This is a genomic window from Paenibacillus anaericanus (assembly GCF_003994475.1).
Taxonomy (GTDB): Bacteria; Bacillota; Bacilli; order Paenibacillales; family Paenibacillaceae; genus Fontibacillus; species Fontibacillus anaericanus.
The window spans coordinates 31,407-50,258 of record NZ_RZNY01000034.1; the positions used below are offsets into that span (position 1 = coordinate 31,407).

Annotated in this window: 14 protein-coding genes and 1 tRNA gene; 1 reads left to right on the plus strand and 14 read right to left on the minus strand. The window is 44.1% G+C overall.

Annotated elements, in window-relative coordinates; genetic code table 11:
- Window positions 1–804: 804 nt before the first annotated feature.
- The 14 genes from cobA to EJP82_RS24580 all read right to left on the minus strand — a co-directional run bounded on the left by cobA (window position 805) and on the right by EJP82_RS24580 (window position 18,117).
- Window positions 805–2,352, minus strand: a complete 1,548-nt coding sequence (gene cobA, locus EJP82_RS24515) for a uroporphyrinogen-III C-methyltransferase (protein WP_127194699.1) — start codon at window positions 2,350–2,352, stop codon at window positions 805–807.
- Between the two features lie 4 nt (window positions 2,353–2,356).
- Window positions 2,357–3,328: a hydroxymethylbilane synthase gene (gene hemC, locus EJP82_RS24520; protein WP_127194713.1), complete on the minus strand. Its 972-nt coding sequence runs from the start codon at window positions 3,326–3,328 to the stop codon at window positions 2,357–2,359.
- 3 nt (window positions 3,329–3,331) lie between these two features.
- A complete protein-coding gene (locus EJP82_RS24525) occupies window positions 3,332–3,979 on the minus strand; it encodes a precorrin-2 dehydrogenase/sirohydrochlorin ferrochelatase family protein (protein WP_246054416.1) in 648 nt (215 codons plus the stop codon).
- A 289-nt stretch (window positions 3,980–4,268) separates the two neighbouring features.
- Window positions 4,269–5,651 carry a glutamyl-tRNA reductase gene (hemA, locus tag EJP82_RS24530; RefSeq protein ID WP_127194701.1) on the minus strand — a complete coding sequence of 461 codons (1,383 nt, stop codon included), beginning with the start codon at window positions 5,649–5,651 and terminating at the stop codon, window positions 4,269–4,271.
- A 209-nt stretch (window positions 5,652–5,860) separates the two neighbouring features.
- Window positions 5,861–6,259: an adenosylmethionine decarboxylase gene (speD, locus tag EJP82_RS24535; RefSeq protein WP_127194702.1), complete on the minus strand. Its 399-nt coding sequence runs from the start codon at window positions 6,257–6,259 to the stop codon at window positions 5,861–5,863.
- 360 nt (window positions 6,260–6,619) lie between these two features.
- A complete protein-coding gene (locus EJP82_RS24540; RefSeq protein ID WP_127194703.1) occupies window positions 6,620–7,207 on the minus strand; it encodes a non-ribosomal peptide synthetase module in 588 nt (195 codons plus the stop codon).
- A 202-nt stretch (window positions 7,208–7,409) separates the two neighbouring features.
- Complete coding sequence (yihA, locus tag EJP82_RS24545; RefSeq protein ID WP_127194704.1) at window positions 7,410–8,027, minus strand: ribosome biogenesis GTP-binding protein YihA/YsxC; 618 nt, start codon at window positions 8,025–8,027, stop codon at window positions 7,410–7,412.
- Window positions 8,028–8,042: 15 nt separating this feature from the next.
- Window positions 8,043–10,379 carry an endopeptidase La gene (gene lon, locus EJP82_RS24550; RefSeq protein ID WP_127194705.1) on the minus strand — a complete coding sequence of 779 codons (2,337 nt, stop codon included), beginning with the start codon at window positions 10,377–10,379 and terminating at the stop codon, window positions 8,043–8,045.
- 145 nt (window positions 10,380–10,524) lie between these two features.
- Complete coding sequence (gene lonB / locus EJP82_RS24555) at window positions 10,525–12,240, minus strand: ATP-dependent protease LonB (RefSeq protein ID WP_370877727.1); 1,716 nt, start codon at window positions 12,238–12,240, stop codon at window positions 10,525–10,527.
- A gap of 195 nt (window positions 12,241–12,435) precedes the next feature.
- Window positions 12,436–13,557 (minus strand): flavodoxin-dependent (E)-4-hydroxy-3-methylbut-2-enyl-diphosphate synthase, encoded by a 1,122-nt coding sequence (ispG, locus tag EJP82_RS24560; protein ID WP_127194706.1) that lies wholly within the window; start codon window positions 13,555–13,557, stop codon window positions 12,436–12,438.
- A 113-nt stretch (window positions 13,558–13,670) separates the two neighbouring features.
- Window positions 13,671–14,927, minus strand: a complete 1,257-nt coding sequence (gene clpX / locus EJP82_RS24565) for an ATP-dependent protease ATP-binding subunit ClpX (protein WP_127194707.1) — start codon at window positions 14,925–14,927, stop codon at window positions 13,671–13,673.
- Window positions 14,928–14,939: 12 nt separating this feature from the next.
- Complete coding sequence (gene clpP, locus EJP82_RS24570) at window positions 14,940–15,530, minus strand: ATP-dependent Clp endopeptidase proteolytic subunit ClpP (protein ID WP_127194708.1); 591 nt, start codon at window positions 15,528–15,530, stop codon at window positions 14,940–14,942.
- 231 nt (window positions 15,531–15,761) lie between these two features.
- Window positions 15,762–17,096, minus strand: coding sequence for a trigger factor (gene tig / locus EJP82_RS24575; RefSeq protein WP_127194709.1), 1,335 nt, complete (start codon window positions 17,094–17,096; stop codon window positions 15,762–15,764).
- A gap of 193 nt (window positions 17,097–17,289) precedes the next feature.
- A complete protein-coding gene (locus tag EJP82_RS24580; RefSeq protein WP_246054417.1) occupies window positions 17,290–18,117 on the minus strand; it encodes a hypothetical protein in 828 nt (275 codons plus the stop codon).
- A gap of 595 nt (window positions 18,118–18,712) precedes the next feature.
- On the opposite strand from EJP82_RS24580, the gene EJP82_RS24585 reads away from it, so the two are divergent.
- A tRNA-Arg gene (locus EJP82_RS24585) sits at window positions 18,713–18,786 on the plus strand.
- The last annotated feature ends 66 nt before the right edge of the window (window positions 18,787–18,852 follow it).

Sequence of the window (18,852 nt, forward strand, 5' to 3'; positions counted from 1 at the left end):
GTTATTATTGATCCCATCCCTCCCAAACCCTCCCTTGTCTTAAGGGAGGGCCCCAAGGGCTGCTGCCCTTTGGATACCCGCTTAGGAAACGTGGGAGGTAGAGAGACGCTCCTGCTCGCTGTCCCCTTCGGGGATACGCTTTACTTTTGTGCGTAGAACGCTTTTCCCCCTTCGGGTACGTCTTACTTTAGATGCTCCTGGGTTACCATGAAACATGTTGCAGAATTCTGCTACTTTTGATTTATCCGAGCCACCACCTGCTGGGAGCCGCTTTTCTCCCCTGTGGGGCACGCTCTACTTCAGACAACACTCAAGCGAAAACTGACGCTTTCCTCCTTCGGAGGATTCGCTTCAGTTTCTTCGGTACTAATGCTTTGAATTTGGGCGCTATTTCGTCTACGAAGCCGAAATAAAGTCTACTTATCACTCTTTTTTACTTACATGGTGCAAGTAGCTGGTTGCACAGTACGTAGCGAAGAGGACGGAATTGTTCTGAAGAAGCGGCAGCGTTCGCCTTTGCCATCGGATTTCTAAGTTGATTTAAAGATAGTAATCCAGCGGAGAAAGCGAAATGATTCTGAAGAAGCGAAGCGTTCACCTTTGTCCCCGAATTTCACCCTTGTACAATAGTTCAATCAAGAAATTCGGGGACAACAGTGATCGTAAGAACATTTCGCTATCACAGCCTAATTACAATCTATAGTCCTACTTATAAAAGAAATCTGAAGGCAACAGCTATCGTAAGAATAATCCGTATCGTAGCGGGCCATAGCCGTCTATACACAACTTTTACCCTTCGGCTACTTACACCTTGGAAGTCCTCGCCTTCCATTGGCATAACGCCTCAACAAGGCTATCAATCGTTGCCTCTTCAGCCAATAAGGTAACGTTCAGACCAGCCTCCTCGGCAGTCTTCGCAGTTAAGGGACCAATACAAGCAATCTCAGCGCCGCTTAATGCTTGAGCGGGATCGGAAATCCCCATTCTTTTGAGGGCGCCTATTAGATTGGTCACAGTTGAAGAACTCGTAAATGTAACCGCATGGATGCCGCCTTCTTCAATCAGTTTGAGCAGCTCGTCATCTTCTTCTCCAGTTGGTACTGTCTCGTACATAACGGCTTCTGTCACAGATAGTCCATTCTCACGAAGCACCCCAGGAAGCCACGTGCGAGCCAGATCACCTCGCGGCAATAGCACTTGCTGTCCTGCCACCATCTCATCACCGTAAGCTTCAAACATACCTTCAGCCTGATAACTACCCGGTAACTCTTCGGCAACAATCCCTCGCAGCCTCAGCGCTTCCTTTGTCGCTGGTCCAACAGCAGCAATACGTGCCTTATGCAACGAACGGATATCTTGTCCCAGTTTCTCCAGGTGCTTAAAGAAATACTCCACTCCATTCACACTAGTGAAGAATACCCAATCATACTCCGCAAGACATCCCAGTGCGGTATGACTTTGTAATAAATCTACTTCGTTTCTAGGCATGACGACTTCTATGACAGGAAACTCATATGGCTCACCGCCCAAATCCTCAATCCGGTTAACGAGCTCACTTGCCTGCGAACGGGCACGGGTTACGAGAATCCGTTTGCCAAAGAGTGGCATTGACTCCGCCCATTTCAACTGCTCACGTTGGTTAACCACCTCTCCGACCACGATGACAGCAGGTGGCTGAAAATTTGCCTCGCGTACCTTTTCTTCGATATCAGCTAGTGTTCCTGTCAATGTATCCTGCTCAGCACGCGTTCCCCAACGTACAAGTGCCACGGGAGTATCCGGTGATTTGCCATAGGTAATTAGTTGTTTGCTTATGTATCCAATTTTAGCGACACCCATCATGAATACTAACGTACCCGTAGCATTTGTTACCTTCTCCCAGTTTATAGACTGGTCCAACTTCTCTGGGCTTTCATGCCCGGTAATAATGGACAGGGAAGAGGCAATATCGCGATGCGTGACCGGAATCCCCGCATAGGCTGGCACTGAAATAGCCGCTGTTATGCCTGGAACAATTTCATAAGGTATCCCGTGTTTCCGCAATAGTTCGGCCTCTTCTCCAACCCGTCCGAAAATTGTTGGATCCCCACCCTTTAAACGAACGACGGTTTTACCCGTCAGAGCCAAATCAACCAGAAGCTGATTTATCTCTTCTTGCTTCATGGTGTGTCGGTCAGGTCTCTTTCCGACATATACTTTCTCTGCTCCGTGTTTCATTCTCTTCAAAAGGCTAGGATTAGCCAGTCGATCGTAGACAATCACATCGCCTTTTTCAATACAGTCCATCCCTTTAAGAGTAATCAACCTGGCATCGCCAGGCCCCGCACCTACTAGGTAAACCTTCCCCGTCATAACGTCACTCCCTGACTTCCGCCAATATTTCGTCTGCCCCTCTGGAAATAAGTCTCCAGGCTACTTCTTCACCCAAACGAATAGGATCCTTTCCCATAAGGGTCTCCTTAATAATGGTTCGCCCATCTGGGTAGCCAACCATTCCCGTTAGCATAATGCGCGGGGAATCCCCTTCCACATCAGAACTCGCTCCCCCTGCATCATGAATCAAAGTTGCATATGCCCCAATTGGAACTTGGCAGCCCCCATTCAGCACACTAAGAAACTTACGTTCTGCCTTCACAGTTAACTCTGTTTCCTTATCGTTATACAACGACAGAAGGTGATGTATATCCGTATCCACCTCACGACACTCAATTCCAAGGGCCCCTTGACCCACGGCTGGAAGACAAACATCCACCGGCAGGAAAGAGGTAATCTTATCTCCCCAGCCCATCCGATATAATCCAGCAGCAGCAAGAATGATGGCATCAAATCCTTCTTCATCCAACTTACGTAGCCGAGAATCGATATTTCCACGGATCGGCTCAATGTTCAAATCCGGACGAAATGCCAAGAGTTGACTACAACGACGCAGGCTGCTCGTACCAACCTTAGCTCCTTGTGGGAGGCTCTCCAGACTATATCCCCGGCTTGAAATCAAAGCATCCCTAGGATCTACCCTTACAGGGGTTGCCCCATTTACTAGACCTTCCTGAAGTTCCGAGGGCATATCCTTCATGCTATGCACAGCCAAATCAATCTCACCGTCTAGCATGGCTTGTTCAATTTCCTTTACGAACAGCCCTTTCCCTCCTACTTTGGACAATGTCACATCCAAAATCCGGTCACCCTTTGTAATGATCTTACGGACTTCAAAATCGAACGGTAGAGAATGCTCCTCACAAAGGAGCTTCAATGCATCAATTACCTGCCCCGTTTGCGTTAAAGCCAGCTGGCTCTGTCTAGTACCCACCACAATCGTACGTTTCATCATCATTTATACCTCCCGATACTCTGAAATCCACGAAGTGATTTCTTCTTCGCTCCAAGGAAGAAAATTACCCTCCCGGATTTCTGTCAAAATGTCCATCTCCGCCAGCAATTTGAACAGCGATTGTCGCTGTGAACCATCAGGTACTAGCTCTTTAATAAACGCTCTTACATTGCTAATAAAATCTATATATGTCTCATATTCATCACCATATTGTTTATCAATTTCGTGGCAGAGACTTCGTGCTATCCTCGGTCCCGCCCCAGAAGTAGATACAGCAATAATTAATTTCCCACGTCGTATCATACTAGGGGTAATGAAAGAACCTCGTTCACCATCTCCGGCATGGTTAACTGGTATACGGAGCGCTGTTGCCTCCATTATGACAGCCTCGTTAACTGCAACCTGATCCGTAGTAGCAAAAACCAGTCTCGCTCCTTCCAGGTCGCCCTCGATGTAACCACGCTCAAACCACGAGATCACCCCTTCGGTATGACGGGACTTTAACCACGGTGTCAACTTGTAGCTAATCACAACAATTTCGGCTTTCCCCTCAAGTAATGAAGATACCTTGCGTTCAGCTACCCTGCCGCCCCCCACAATAACAATACGCCAACCTTCGCAATTCAGCATGATGGGAATATATTGAGGCATCGTCATTTCCCTCCGGTCCCACCATGGTAGGCGGACGACAAATTTTAAACACATAATTATAATGATAATAGCATACTCCACCATTATCTATTTTTCCATCAGTGGACCTCATTAATAAGCAATATGGGATCGGTAAATAAACAAGAAACCCTGGCCTATCCGATTCACACCCGCGTTGCCATGAAGGCAATTCGAGTAAAGAAACAGCAAGCTCAGGGTATCGAAGAAAATAATCCGGTCCGGTTATACACTCAATAATAATTAGTCTTGGTTAGCTATCACCATATTTCTAACCCGAAACCAATGATAGTGGAGCTTTATCAAGAAGAGAGAGTATATTCTCCTGAACATCTTGAACTTCCTGAGAAGAATCCTTCTCACAATCTACATCCATTTGGGCATCTAGCTGTTCTTCCAAAGCGAAAATTTGCGTAAAAGTCTTTAGCGCCTCAGCGCCTCCCTTTTCTCCCGCCATTTCCTTAACTCGGTTAATCGGATCGTGCATCATCTGATTAACTATACTTTTCGTCAAGCGCCGTATTATTTTACGCTGGCGCTCATCCAGCTCTGGAAGTTTGTTGAACAGACTGTCCATTGTACTTTCGTGGATGGAGGATGATTTCTCCTGCAGTGCACGAATGACTGGCTTAACGCCCAATGTTTCTATCCATTCGTCAAACAACTTTAATTCTTCCTCAATCATAACCTCTATTTTGATCGATTCGGTGCGACGCATTTCCATGTTGCTTTCCACAATACCTTCCAAATCATCAATATCATACAAAAATACATTCTCCAAATCACCTATTGAAGGATCTATATCACGTGGTACCGCAATATCAATCATAAATAAAGGACGATCAGGACGCATTTTCATACTATTTGCCACCTGAGAGGCCGTAATGACATATCCTTCAGAGCCCGTAGAACTAATAAGAATATCAATATCTTTCAGCCGCTGAAAAGCTTCCTGCATTGTACAGGGAACTCCATCAAACTTTGATGCTAGTTCCTGAGCGCGTCCAAAAGTACGGTTAGCTACGAGTACTTCCTCAGCACCACCTCCGCTGAGATGTTTGGCTGTTAACTCACTCATTTTACCGGCACCAAGAATCAAAACTCTCTTACCATTAAAGCTACCGAATATGCGTTTCCCAAGCTCCACAGCCGCATAACTTACAGAAACGGCATTTTCACCGATTGCGGTTTCCGAATGCGCCCGCTTACTGAGTGTAATGGCTTGCTTAAACAGCATATTGAACCAAGTTCCTGTTCCATTCAGGTTTTGCGATAATAAGAAGGCGCTTCGCACCTGACCTAAAATCTGTGTCTCACCTAGAACCATCGAATCTAGTCCACAAGCGACCCGGAACAAATGATCTATCGCTTGTTTATCTTCATACATATATAAATGTGAAGTGAACTCCTCACGAGGAACTCCAAACCACTTCTCCATGAAACTTCGAATATAATATTCACACATATTCAGCCTGTCTACGACCACGTAAATTTCTGTACGGTTGCAGGTAGCTAATATGACACCTTCCAATACACTCTTGGTACGTTTCAGTTCTTGCAGTGCCTGTGGCATGTCACTATCTGTAAAAGAAAAACGCTCCCTAACTTCCACTGGCGCTGTTCGATAATTTAACCCAACTGCGATGACGTGCATTGCAAGTTCACCTGCCTCGTAAAAATATACATGCATCATTCCCTAATAAATATTGTTAATTATATCACAGAGAAATAATGTTTCCTTGAGACTTCGGTGAGCTTTTTATGAACTATTTATGAAAGAAGGCCATTTCTTATCCTTTTACTTCATAAAAAAAATAACCATGGAACATTTCCATGGTTATTCTATCCAGCTTAGTATTATCTTTATACGAGTTCCACTTGATTCATAACAGGTGTTACGACTTCAAGTTCACCCAAACCGCGAATTAATTGCTTCGCGAATATTTTGTCCGGTTTCAATACGGACACCAGGTAATCGATCGCAAGCTGTGGATCAACAGTCTCCCCACAAGTGTAACAATCAATTGCAGCAAACCCTCTCTCAGGATACGTGTGAATCGAGAGGTGGCTCTCCGACAGCAATACAAGTACTGTAGCCCCTTGTGGCTCAAATTGCTTCGATTGCATTGACAATATCGTAGCTCCGCAAGATTCGGCAGCTTCCACCAAATGCTCCTGCAACAGGTCCGCATTGTTCAATACCTCAAAGTCTACTCCCCAAGTATCAACAGCAACGTGTCTTCCGAAAGTTGAATATTCCATCTTTCGGTTCCCCCTTCCTAGGAATAAAATGTTTGAAAAATTTCATCCGCTAGGACCTACGTCATTCACTTCCCGAGGGAAAAATCTCTCGCAACATCTCCATGTCCTGAGTGAATCCTGGTTCCTATATTCTTTTCAACGAGATTAAAAATAACATCTATTAGCGACAAATGCAACCCTTTTTTAAAACCATCTACATAAAAAATGCTCAAGAGTGTGAACATATTCCAAATGAAACTCGCCTTACTTACACCTTAGCGCATTCTCCAGGTCCTAAAAAAACTACCCTAGATAACAGGTAGTTTTCTTCAATACTTTATGTTGCTTCAGCTCATTCTGTGACAATCGTCTAAGTAAACCTTACGCTTCTAGTACAAATAAGCGGCGGGTATGCTGACGAAGTTCTCCATCAATTCGTCCCACTTCATGAGAGTCTTGAGTGACAATACGTAAATCGAGCAGAGCATTAATACTTTTATGAATGAGATCGATCTCTAATTCCACATCATTATTACGATAAATCCGTTGAAGCTCCCCAACTGTGTCCTTATGTTCGTAAATTAGTTTGTGAGAATCACGTGAGTATTCCTCAATTTTGCGAACTCGACCTTCTTGATAATAATACATCATCATGAATCCATTATAAATTCTTGTAACCATACCCGAACCTTTAAAAGTCGAGAACAAAAGTCTCATGACGTTGGTTAAGTGAGGTTTTTCCAAGCGGAAAGACAATTCACAGACGTAATTACCGTCTCTGCGGTCAAAGGGCAGATGGACTTCTTCACCACCGTCATCCTCCAGCACCACCACTTGCCCGCCATTATCGAGTACTTTTACTCGCTGACGTACGTGTGGATCGTACACTTTATGAATAAACTGCGACATCTGATCTTCCGACAAACGTAAACTGGCATTAACATATTCTGTGGCTAACCGCTGAGCCATAAAAATCTCCTCAATTCTTTTAGCAATCCTTTAAAAATATTATACACTACTCATTAAAGCATTTGCTCAGCGATTAAAACGTGAATTCCTGCCATTTTTCAGAAAAAAACGGATTAAGCCGTTCTTAGCTCCAAAAATCCCCCTGCATGCTCACTTTCCTACCGAAACTTCTCCAAATCCCTTTGTGATCCATTATCATTTTTCATTCTTCCGTGATATTCGGTCCAAGATCCTCATTCTTCATATGCTGTTTGATATGACTCCAAAGCTCATCTTTGCCGATGCCTTCTTCGGAAGAGAACATGATAAATCCATCGCCAGCACGCATCGCCAGTGCTTCTCTGATCAATTTAAGATGTTTTGGCCACCGTGATCTCGGTATTTTGTCAGCTTTTGTCGCAACAACACATACCGGCATATCGTAGTGTTTCAACCAATCGTACATCAATTCATCGTCCTTAGAAGGAAGGTGCCGCAAGTCTACAATAAGTAATACAAGACGAAGTGTCTCACGATCCAAGAGATACTTCTCGATCATTTCGCCCCATACCTGACGTTTCGTCTTAGATACCTTCGCATATCCGTAACCTGGGAAATCCACGAAATACACTTCATCATTAATTCTGTAATAATTCAAGTGTTGCGTTTTACCAGGGGTTGAACTTGTTCGCGCCAAGTTCTTGCGATTAATCATTCGGTTAATAAGTGAGGATTTCCCCACATTGGAGCGACCTGCCAGAGCAATCTCTGGCAAGCCATCCACAGGGTATTGATCTGGGCCTACTGCGCTAATTACAAATTCTGCATTTACTACTTTCATTCTTATAATTCCTCTCTAGAGCACTCCGGATTGTTCCACGAGTGCATGTTCCAGTACCTGATCCATGTGGGACACCGGCACAAAAACAACGTCTTCCTTCACACTGTCCGGGATGTCCTTTAGGTCTCGTTCGTTATCCATAGGGAGTAGTATTTTTTTGTAGCCGGCCCGATGAGCTGCGAGCGATTTCTCTTTCAGTCCACCAATCGGCAATACCCGACCACGGAGCGTAATTTCACCCGTCATCGCCACATCTTTCGAAACATAACGGTTCGTTAGTGCGGAGATGAGTGCGGTAGCAATTGTAATACCAGCAGACGGTCCGTCTTTCGGAATCGCGCCTTCTGGAATATGAATATGAATATCGTTCTTCTCATGAAAATCAGGGGCAATACCAAGTACTTCCGCCTTTGAACGTGTATAACTAAAAGCAGCTTGAGCTGATTCTTTCATCACATCCCCAAGTTTACCGGTAAGAGTTAACTTGCCCGTTCCCGGGACAACTGTAACCTCAATAATTAAGGTCTCTCCGCCAACCTCAGTCCAAGCAAGTCCAGTCACAGTGCCAATCTGATCTTCTAACTCTGCTACACCATGGCGGAACTTTGGAATACCTAGATAATCTTTAATATCCTCAGGAGTAATAACTACCTGTTCCTTGCCTCCTGACACTATACTCTTGGCAACTTTCCGGCATAAAGCCGCAATTTGCTGCTCAAGATTACGCACACCGGATTCACGGGTATATTCCCTAATCGTCCGAAGCAGTCCATCTTCGCCAATCTCAAGTTGTTCTGGTTCAAGACCATGCTCCCTCTTCTGTTTTGGCAACAGGTATCTGGTAGCAATTTGCAGCTTCTCAAGTTCAGTATAACCAGGAATATATAGCATTTCCATCCGATCCAATAAAGGACGAGGGATGTTATGAACCGCATTAGCAGTCGTCACAAACATGACGTTCGATAAATCAAACGGCAATTCGATAAAGTGATCACTAAATGTATTGTTCTGCTCTGGGTCTAGAACTTCAAGTAAGGCTGATGACGGATCCCCGCGGAAATCGGAAGCCATCTTATCAATCTCATCCAACAATACAACGGGATTTAGTGTACCTGCCGTCTTCATTCCCTGAATAATACGTCCAGGCATGGCACCAACATAAGTTCTCCGATGACCACGGATTTCCGCTTCATCCCGGACACCACCAAGTGAGATACGAACAAATTCCCGATTCAAGGAACGTGCTATGGAGCGTGCAAGTGATGTCTTACCCACCCCAGGTGGCCCAACAAGACAGAGAATAGGTCCTTTTAACTTCTTCACCAGCTTCTGTACAGCCAAATATTCAAGTACCCGTTCCTTAGGCTCATCTAGTCCATAATGGTCTTCGTTCAGAATTTGCTCCGCTTTGGTTAGATCTAAATCTTCTTCCTCCGCATTGCTCCATGGTAAACTGAGCAACCATTCAACATAATTGCGGATCACACCGCCCTCAGCTGAACTTGTAGGCATTTTCTCTAACCTGTCGATTTCCTTCTCAACTTTTTCACGGACTTTGTCAGGCAGGCCTTTCTCTTCGAGCTGTGCTCGAAGTTCTTCGACTTCACCCGTGCGACCTTCCTTCTCGCCTAGTTCCTTCTGAATCGCCTTCATCTGCTCGCGCAAATAGTATTCCTTCTGTGTCTTCTCCATCTGCTTTTTAACACGTTGGTTGATTTTGCGTTCGAGCTCCAGAACTTCTCGCTCGTTATTCAAAATATCCAGCAGCTTCTCTAACCGCTTTCTAACGTCAATAGTCTCCAATATTTCCTGTTTGTCCTTGATTTTGAGCGACAAATGGCTCGTAATCACATCAGCAAGACGCCCAGCCTCTTCGATATCTGACACCGCAGCAAGCGTCTCAGGGGTCACCTTCTTGGACAAATTGATATAATGTTCAAATTGAGTAAGCACCGTGCGCATCAAAGCATCCACTTCAGGATCTTCGGTTTCTTCTTCCGGTCGCTCCTGAGCAAATACTTCGTAATATTCTTCATTCTCTAAATACTCTAATATTTCAGCGCGCTCCATACCTTCCACTAGCACCCGGATTGTACCGTTGGGTAGTTTCAGCATTTGCCGAACTTTTGCTACAGTACCGATTCGAAAAATATCTTCCTGTGTCGGCTCTTCAATGTTCACTTCAGATTGAGAACATAGGAGAATTAAATTATCGTCAACCATCGCCTTTTCCAGCGCCTTTACGGATTTCTCCCGCCCTACATCTAAATGCAAAACCATGCTCGGGTAGACGAGAAGGCCGCGTAAAGGAAGCAAAGGAAAACGACGGCCCTTGGATTTAAGAGTTCCCATCGTTTATGCACCTCCAAACGTTCTCGTTAAAGATCATTCCTATTTTAGCAAATGTTACATTAAAACACCAACGAAGGACGGCTGCGAAATGCAGCCGCCCAGAGATGTAAGCAACATTATATACAACGCTGAACCTTCAAATAAACTATAGGCTTCCATTTGGTGGTGGTGATTCCGCATGCAGAAACGGCCCAGGTGCAGGTGCAAACAAGTCGGCAACTGATGACAAACCAAAGTCCTTCTCTGCTTCGGGTCCAAATACATGGCGGAACACCTCAGTAACGGTTTCAACAGGGATGACTTTCAAACCCTCTAGACCCTCAAATAAAGTTTGCCAATTATCCTTCGGGATAAGCACTGTGGTCGCTCCAGCCTGAAAAGCTGCCTCAACTTTAGCTACAACACCACCGACAGGCTTCACTTTTCCATGTATACCTATCTCTCCAGTCATCGCAATGCGACGATCAACAGGAACTTTCTTAATCGCCGATGCTACAGCTGTAGCAATAGCTAAACCCGCTGAAGGACCATCAATTGGCGTTCCACCAGGAAAATTAATGTGCAGGTCATACCTAGAGATTTCAAGACCAATCCTCTTCAACACCGTAAGTACGTTCTCCACGGAACCTCTAGCCATACTTTTTCGGCGAAGTGTTCTATTTCCTCCACCTATCTCTTCTTCATCTACAACTCCAGTAATGTTATAGGTTCCTCTACCTTTTTCGACCTGAACAGCGGTAGCTTCAATCTCCAGCAAAGTCCCCATATTGGGACCATATACTGCAAGACCATTTACTACTCCAATTTCCGATTGATCAGGAATCTTACGATCCGGGCGTGGTGTAAGCTGACTACTTGTTGCTACCCATTCCAGATCACCCGCTAGCATATAATCACGCTTCTCTGTCAATGCGAGCCCCGCTGCAAGCTGCACCATATTGACAGCTTCCCGGCCGTTTGTAGCATACTTCTTGATGACATCAACTGCCTCAGGGCAAGGCTTGAATCCTATTCGCTTCACCGCATCCTCTGCAATCTGAGCAATTTCATCTGGAAGGAGTGGTCTGAAATAGACCTCCATGCAGCGAGACCGCAACGCAGGTGGAATATCTTGCGAAGAACGAGTTGTAGCACCAACAAGGCGGAAGTCTGCTGGAAGCCCATTCTGAAAAATATCATGGATATAGGCTGGAGTCCCTGTATCTTCAGAACTGTAATAGGCACTCTCCAAATATACTTTACGATCTTCTAATACCTTTAACAGTTTATTCATCTGAATACTGTGTAGTTCACCGATCTCATCTATAAACAAGATACCACCATGGGCCTTCGTAACGGCCCCTGGCTTGGGTTGGGGAATACCCGCAACTCCCATTGCACCCGCCCCTTGATATATAGGGTCATGTACAGATCCAATTAACGGATCCGCAATTCCACGCTCATCAAATCTCGCGATAGTAGCATCGATCTCCAGAAACTTAGCATCACCTTTGAACGGTGAACTCGGATTTTTCTTAGCTTCCTCCATCACGACCCTAGCCGCCGCGGTCTTGCCTACCCCAGGCGGACCATAGATAATAACATGCTGCGGATTAGCGCTACACAACGCCGCCTTCAGTGCACGCAGTCCATCCTTTTGACCAACAATATCATTTAACGTAGACGGTCTCGTCCGTTCGGATAACGGCTTAGTAAGCGAGACTGCTCGTAGTTTGCGCAATTTCTCCATTTCCTTACGTGACTCTCGGTCTACCGCAGTGCGATTTCCTTTCTGGCTACGAAGCTGATTCCAGAAATAGAGGCCGATCACCACAGCAAAAAACATTTGCACGGCGATTAGGATTACATTGATATCTATCATATTGAGCCTCCCACAATTCGACTGATACATGGTAGTATAGCCTTTTCCCTCCATCATAAAACGCGAATTATGAAGATACTTTTTATTTTTTGAAAATAACGGGTTAGATTTGATAATGATGCGGTATCTCTCTAATCAAATATGAAAAGAGCCGTAAACTGCACAAAACGCGCAGCCTACGGCTCCTTTGTTCATTTATTTAGAAGATACTTCACGATGTTCTTTCCGCCCCGGAATTTCCCCCGTTGCCTCAAATACTTCAACGATGTGATCGATCTCTTTCTTCAGTTCAGACAAAAGCTCATCCTCCGGTACTTTTCGGATCATTTCTCCGTATCGGAACAAGAGACCTTCACCTCGAGCCCCAGCAATACCGATATCCGCTTCGCGGGCCTCACCAGGTCCGTTTACCGCGCATCCAAGCACCGAAACTTTGATAGGCACTTTTAAATTTGCAATATATGCTTCTACCTCATTAGCGATGGAGAAAAGATCGATATCAAGGCGTCCACAAGTCGGACAAGAGATAAGTGTAGCAGCATTCGTAATTAACCCAAATGTTTTGAGCAACTCACGAGCAACTTTCACTTCTTCAACTGGATCAGCACTGAGAGAAATCCGCAAGGTTGACCCTATCCCCATGGACAATAGAGCTCCTATTCCTGCTGCACTTTTCACTGCGCCGGTGAATAAAGTCCCCGCCTCAGTAATTCCAAGATGAAGTGGATAAGGAATGACTTTAGCCGCCTGGGAATATGCTGCAATTGCCATCGGTACATCAGACGCTTTCAAGGAAACGATGATATCATGAAAATCCAATTCTTCTAAAATGCCGATATGAAACAAAGCGCTCTCTACCATCGCTTCAGGCGTTGGATAACCATATTTTTCGAGGAGATGATTCTCTAGTGAACCTGCATTAACGCCGATTCGAATCGGAATTCCCTTTTCTTTGCATGCATTAACAACAGCTTCAACTTTCTCACGTCGGCCAATGTTTCCTGGATTGATACGTACTTTATCAATTCCGTTCTCAATAGCTAGCAAAGCGAGCTTATAATTAAAATGAATATCAGCCACGAGCGGTATATGAATTTGTTTCTTGATTTCTTTGATCGCGGCAGCCGCTTCTTCGTTGTTTACTGTCACACGAACTAATTGGCAGCCCGCTTCTTCCAACCGAAGAATCTCAGCCACCGTTGCTTTAACATCAGCCGTCTTTGTAGTACACATACTCTGAATGATCACTTCATTACTTCCGCCAATCACCAAATTACCGACTTTGACAGCCCGCGTATCTTGTCTCAAGAATGTCATTTCATACCTCTCCCATAACGTCAAAGCTCCACCCCCGTAAGTAAAGCCAGCTAGGGGCTCACTCTACAAAGGTGGAGAATTCAACATCTATTTTGTCACGTGTTAAATTATCTTCACGCGCTCTCTTCTTGCTTCTTATTCTTCTTTGTTTCCAACTCAGGAATCGTCTTCTCGATGACGACTTTCTCCGTAATAACGCAATCGGTAACATCTGCACGAGAAGGAACCTCATACATTACATCAAGCATCAATGCTTCAATGATCGCACGGAGTCCACGAGCGCCTGTATTCCGCTTAATTGCTTCACGGGCAATCGCTTCAAGAGCTTTTGGCTCAAATTCCAATGTTACATTGTCGAGCTCAAGTAGCTTCTGATATTGCTTAACCAGAGCATTCTTCGGCTCAGATAGAATCCGGACAAGTGTAAGCTCATCTAGCGGCTCTAGTGTGGAAATAACCGGTAAACGCCCTACAAACTCAGGAATCAATCCGAATTTGAGCAAATCTTCCGGTAGAACCATCGATAGATGCTCACCTGGCTTCAGATCTTTCTGTCCATCACTAACCGCATTAAAACCAATCACTTTCTTACCAACACGACGCTTGATCATTTGCTCAAGGCCATCAAATGCCCCACCACAAATAAACAAAATGTTCGTCGTATCAATTTGAATAAATTCCTGATGCGGATGTTTACGTCCTCCTTGAGGAGGTACCGATGCTACAGTCCCTTCCAATATCTTCAGGAGTGCCTGTTGTACACCTTCCCCAGAAACATCACGGGTAATCGAAGGGTTCTCAGACTTACGCGCCACTTTATCAATTTCATCGATATAAATGATTCCGCGTTCTGCTTTTTCCACATCATAATCTGCTGCCTGAATTAACTTCAGCAAAATATTCTCTACATCCTCACCGACATAGCCGGCTTCTGTGAGCGAAGTAGCATCTGCTATTGCAAACGGTACATTTAAAATTTTGGCCATAGTTTGAGCCAACAATGTCTTACCGGAACCTGTTGGTCCTAGCAATAAGATGTTACTCTTCTGTAGCTCCACATCTTCAATCTTACTACCTGTATTCACACGCTTATAGTGATTATAAACTGCTACAGAGAGAGATTTCTTCGCCAAATCCTGACCAATAACATATTGATCCAAAATATCGCGGATTTCTTTTGGTTTTGGAATCTCTTTGAGATCAAGTTCTTCTTCGTGTCCGAGTTCCTCTTCGACGATCTCCGTGCACAATTCGATACATTCATCACATATATAAACGCCCGGTCCGGCCACAAGCTTACGTACTTGTTCCTGCGATTTACCGCAGAAAGAACACTTCAGTTGTCCCTTTTCATCGTTAAATTTAAACATGTAAACACCCCTTTATGATTTGATCGGCTTATTGATGACTTCGTCGATGATCCCGTAGTCCTTAGCCTCTTCCGCGCTCATGAAGAAGTCGCGGTCCGTATCGCGCTGAATCTTATCAAGGGGTTGACCCGTACGATCCACATATATCTGGTTCAACTTTTGTCTCGTTTTGATAATCCATTCTGCGTGGATTTTGATATCAGATGCCTGGCCTGACACACCTCCGAGTGGTTGGTGAATCATGACCTCACTGTTTGGTAAAGCAAACCGTTTACCTGGCGCACCTGCTGTAAGCAGAAGCGACCCCATACTCGCAGCCATCCCCATACAAATCGTTGAAACATCTGGGCTGATAAGTTGCATAGTATCATATATCCCCATCCCAGCAGTAACAGAACCCCCTGGTGAATTGATATACAAATGAATATCCTTCTCAGGATCCTCGGCTGCTAAGAACAACAGTTGAGCAATTACGAGATTGGCAACGTCATCGTCAATCGCGCTGCTTAGAAAAATGATGCGATCTTTGAGAAGTCTTGAGTATATATCGTAAGACCGTTCTCCCCTATTTGTTTGTTCTACAACCATAGGCACCAGATTCATGTGACCAACCTCTTTTCTTATTCGATTTCTGCGCTTACAGAAGTATTCTACCATGTTCAAAGTCACATGTCATTTTTCACACATTACAGTTTATGTCGCCCGGAACACAATATATTACCTTTGGTCTGCTTCGGGTCCACTTGGAAATATATGTATTCTAAAAAAGAGATAAATCAAGGCACGCATTAAATATACGTGCCTTGAAGCAATACTTGTTGTTATTAGGTAATGTTATTCAGCAGACTCTTCAGTCTTAGCAGCTTCTGCTTGCTCAGCAGGAACTTCTTTGCTGTTCTCAATCAAGAACTGAATCGTTTTGCGTAGAGTAACATCTTCGTTCAAACTATTTAGTGAACCATTAGCTGCAAGAATGTTAAGGATATCTTCTGCTGAACGCTTGTACGCCACAGCCATATCAGCTACTTCTTTGTTGATTTCTTCTTCAGTAGCTACGATACCTTCAGCTTTTGCGATGGCTTCCAAGACAAGGTTGTTGCGAACGCGTTTTTGAGCGTCGCCTTTCATTTGTTCTTGAAGGTCTTCGATCGTTTGACCAGAGAAGTTAAGGAACATTTCAAGGTTCATTCCTTGGGAGTGAAGACGATTGTCGAAATCACGTACCATGTTTTGAACTTCGCTTTGTACCATTGCTTCTGGAATCTCAACTTCAGCATTGTCGCCTACTTTATCAACAACAATACCTTCGCGAACGGAGAGTCCTTCTTTTTCTTTGCGAGCCAACAATTGTTTCTTCAGATCTTCTTTGTACTCTTCAAGAGTATCAAATTCACTAACATCTTTAGCAAACTCATCGTCTAGTGCAGGCAATTGTTTGCGTTTGATTTCATGTACCTTTACTGCGAAGACAGCTTCTTTGTTAGCTAGTTCAGCTACTTGGTAAGCTTCTGGGAAAGTCACGGTAACATCTTTGAAGTCTCCAGTTGCTAAGCCAACCACTTGCTCCTCGAAGCCTGGAATAAATGTGTTGCTTCCAAGTTCCAAAGAATAACGTTCTGCTTTGCCACCTTCGAAAGGTACACCATCTACAGAACCATCAAAGTCGATTACAACTGTATCGCCATTTTGAGCCGCTTCTTCGTCAAGTACAACGAGTTCAGCGTGACGTTGTTGTAGACGCTCAAGTTCTTGACTCAATTCCTCATCACTAACTTCTAGGTTTTGTGCAGGCACTTCGATGCCTTTATAGTCGCCAAGTTGAACTTCAGGTTTCACAGTTACTTTTGCTTTGAATTTGAAAGTTTCGCCTTTGCCAAACTGTTCAACGTCTACTTCAGGACGATCAACCGGGAAAATTTCCACTTGGTCAATAGCCTCACCGTAAACTTCAGGAAGCAAAATGTCGATTGCATCTTGATACAAGCTTTCTACACCGTAACGTGCTTCGAAAATAGGCCGTGGTACTTTACCTTTACGGAATCCAGGTACATTAGCTTTCTTAGCTACCTTTAGAAACGCTTTATCCAGTGCAACGGAAACGCGTTCCGCTTCTACTTCTACCTCAAGAACCCCAAGGTTCTTTTCTATTTTTTCCCAAGTTGCTTTCATTTTATGCCTTCCCCTCCAAATTTCACTATACTATACTGAAATACTGAAACCGAATCGCGGTAAAACAGCTATCAAGGTTTCAGTATAGCTGTCCTTATAACACGATCAGAATAACCATTATATTATAAACAACAATACATCATTTTACAAGAGCAAGTACTGTAACTTCCAGAGTGAGTATTATTCCCCATAATCAGGACTTTGTTCCAATAGAAACAAACTGTTTCATAGAGCGATAAGCCTGTTCATAACGCAAACGCATACTATCTGTAATCCCATAGAGACTACGGATCTCTTCGTCATTCTTGTCATCGGACAGAGTTTCCGACACAATCGTATGCAGTACTCCTGCCCATACATCTAAGATTGAATCGCCCTCACTAAGTATGGAGCGATAATTCATAGTCCCATACACTCCCATAATAAATTGGTACCATAACTCTTGAGCAAAATAAAGTAATGTCGGATTATGAATCCCTGTGTGTTGTTCAACTCTCTCCAACACTTCCTGCACAGGAGGTGGGAAATCAGCGGGTTTCAACGGTACTTGATCCAATTCGACTTCTACTTCTTCTCCTCCACGCTGAAACCTAATTAAGCCTTGTGAACCCCTGCGATTCAATATTTGCAGGATGCGATACTGCAACAATGGATGCAATTCACTCCGATTCAACCACAAATGAAGGGTTTCGTCAATTTCAGACATATCGACATAAGTTAACTGCTCCAACGCAAGAAAGCTATGTTCTGACATTGGTCTTTCCATAACAGCTTGCAGTAGCTTCTTTGGATAGTCTTTATCCTCAGCAATCTTAGCATCCATATGTCTTCTGGCTAGTTGCTCTTCGCCTTCTTCTTCCGCAATATCTAAATCATCATTATTCAGAGATTGAGGGAAAGCGCTCATCAACCACTCTAACAGAGCCTGCCATTCTTCATAATGCCTTGGATCCTGTCCTTGGCATTGTAGCAAAAACTTGAGTAATTCAGCAGCCTCTCCGTATCTTTCCGTTTCCAACATCCTTGTAAGCTCAATCTGGTAGTAATCCAGAGTCTTGGGGAATAGGACGATATTATCCTTATTATCCGATTGAATTCCGCTGATAAGGACACCTCCCTTCATCTAAACTGTCAAACTATAATTATCAATTGTAGATTATAGCATAGACACCTCACCCGATGAAAATTCATGTTGTAACTCACGCCCTAATTCCGCCACAAGTTCCCATATAATGTTTCGTCAAAAAAAGGAATCAACCCCTTAATCAGTGCTTGACGTACACAGACATCATTCTAACGGAACTAGCAGACCTTATATTTAGTTTTTTGAGGGTAAAAAAAATCTAACGGAACTGAGAGGCCTTATTTCTTCCAAATGATGCTCTCATGAATGAATATGATCAAATAACGTCTGCTGGTTCCGTTAAAATCCAGAACAGTGGAATAAACCGCAATAAGGTCGTCTGAGTTCCGTTACAGAGATTCGCAATCAACTTCGATTGTTGGTCAAACGCTATTATTGATTTTGAGCCAAAATAAGATTAATATAAAATCCTTGATTAATGTTTGTGGATATGATAAGATATTTTTTGCTTGAATTTTTTGTTTGTTATCATGTCTCAGTAGCTCAGCTGGATAGAGCAACGGCCTTCTAAGCCGTCGGTCGGGGGTTCGAATCCCTCCTGGGACGTAATTAGAAAGAGTCCACTTTTGTGGACTCAGCTTGTCGAGAAACCCAGTCATTTTCATGACATCG

Bases quoted from the DNA above. Each gene is read 5' to 3' on its own strand.
- EJP82_RS24525 (WP_246054416.1), bottom strand. From the start codon at position 3,979: ATGCCTCAATATATTCCCATCATGCTGAATTGCGAAGGTTGGCGTATT.
- ispG (WP_127194706.1), bottom strand. From the start codon at position 13,557: ATGACATTCTTGAGACAAGATACGCGGGCTGTCAAAGTCGGTAATTTG.
- EJP82_RS24580 (WP_246054417.1), bottom strand. From the start codon at position 18,117: ATGTTGGAAACGGAAAGATACGGAGAGGCTGCTGAATTACTCAAGTTT.
- cobA (WP_127194699.1), bottom strand. From the start codon at position 2,352: ATGACGGGGAAGGTTTACCTAGTAGGTGCGGGGCCTGGCGATGCCAGG.
- speD (WP_127194702.1), bottom strand. From the start codon at position 6,259: ATGGAATATTCAACTTTCGGAAGACACGTTGCTGTTGATACTTGGGGA.
- lonB (WP_370877727.1), bottom strand. From the start codon at position 12,240: ATGATAGATATCAATGTAATCCTAATCGCCGTGCAAATGTTTTTTGCT.
- clpP (WP_127194708.1), bottom strand. From the start codon at position 15,530: ATGAATCTGGTGCCTATGGTTGTAGAACAAACAAATAGGGGAGAACGG.
- yihA (WP_127194704.1), bottom strand. From the start codon at position 8,027: ATGAAAGTAGTAAATGCAGAATTTGTAATTAGCGCAGTAGGCCCAGAT.
- EJP82_RS24540 (WP_127194703.1), bottom strand. From the start codon at position 7,207: ATGGCTCAGCGGTTAGCCACAGAATATGTTAATGCCAGTTTACGTTTG.
- lon (WP_127194705.1), bottom strand. From the start codon at position 10,379: ATGGGAACTCTTAAATCCAAGGGCCGTCGTTTTCCTTTGCTTCCTTTA.
- hemA (WP_127194701.1), bottom strand. From the start codon at position 5,651: ATGCACGTCATCGCAGTTGGGTTAAATTATCGAACAGCGCCAGTGGAA.
- hemC (WP_127194713.1), bottom strand. From the start codon at position 3,328: ATGATGAAACGTACGATTGTGGTGGGTACTAGACAGAGCCAGCTGGCT.
- tig (WP_127194709.1), bottom strand. From the start codon at position 17,096: ATGAAAGCAACTTGGGAAAAAATAGAAAAGAACCTTGGGGTTCTTGAG.
- clpX (WP_127194707.1), bottom strand. From the start codon at position 14,927: ATGTTTAAATTTAACGATGAAAAGGGACAACTGAAGTGTTCTTTCTGC.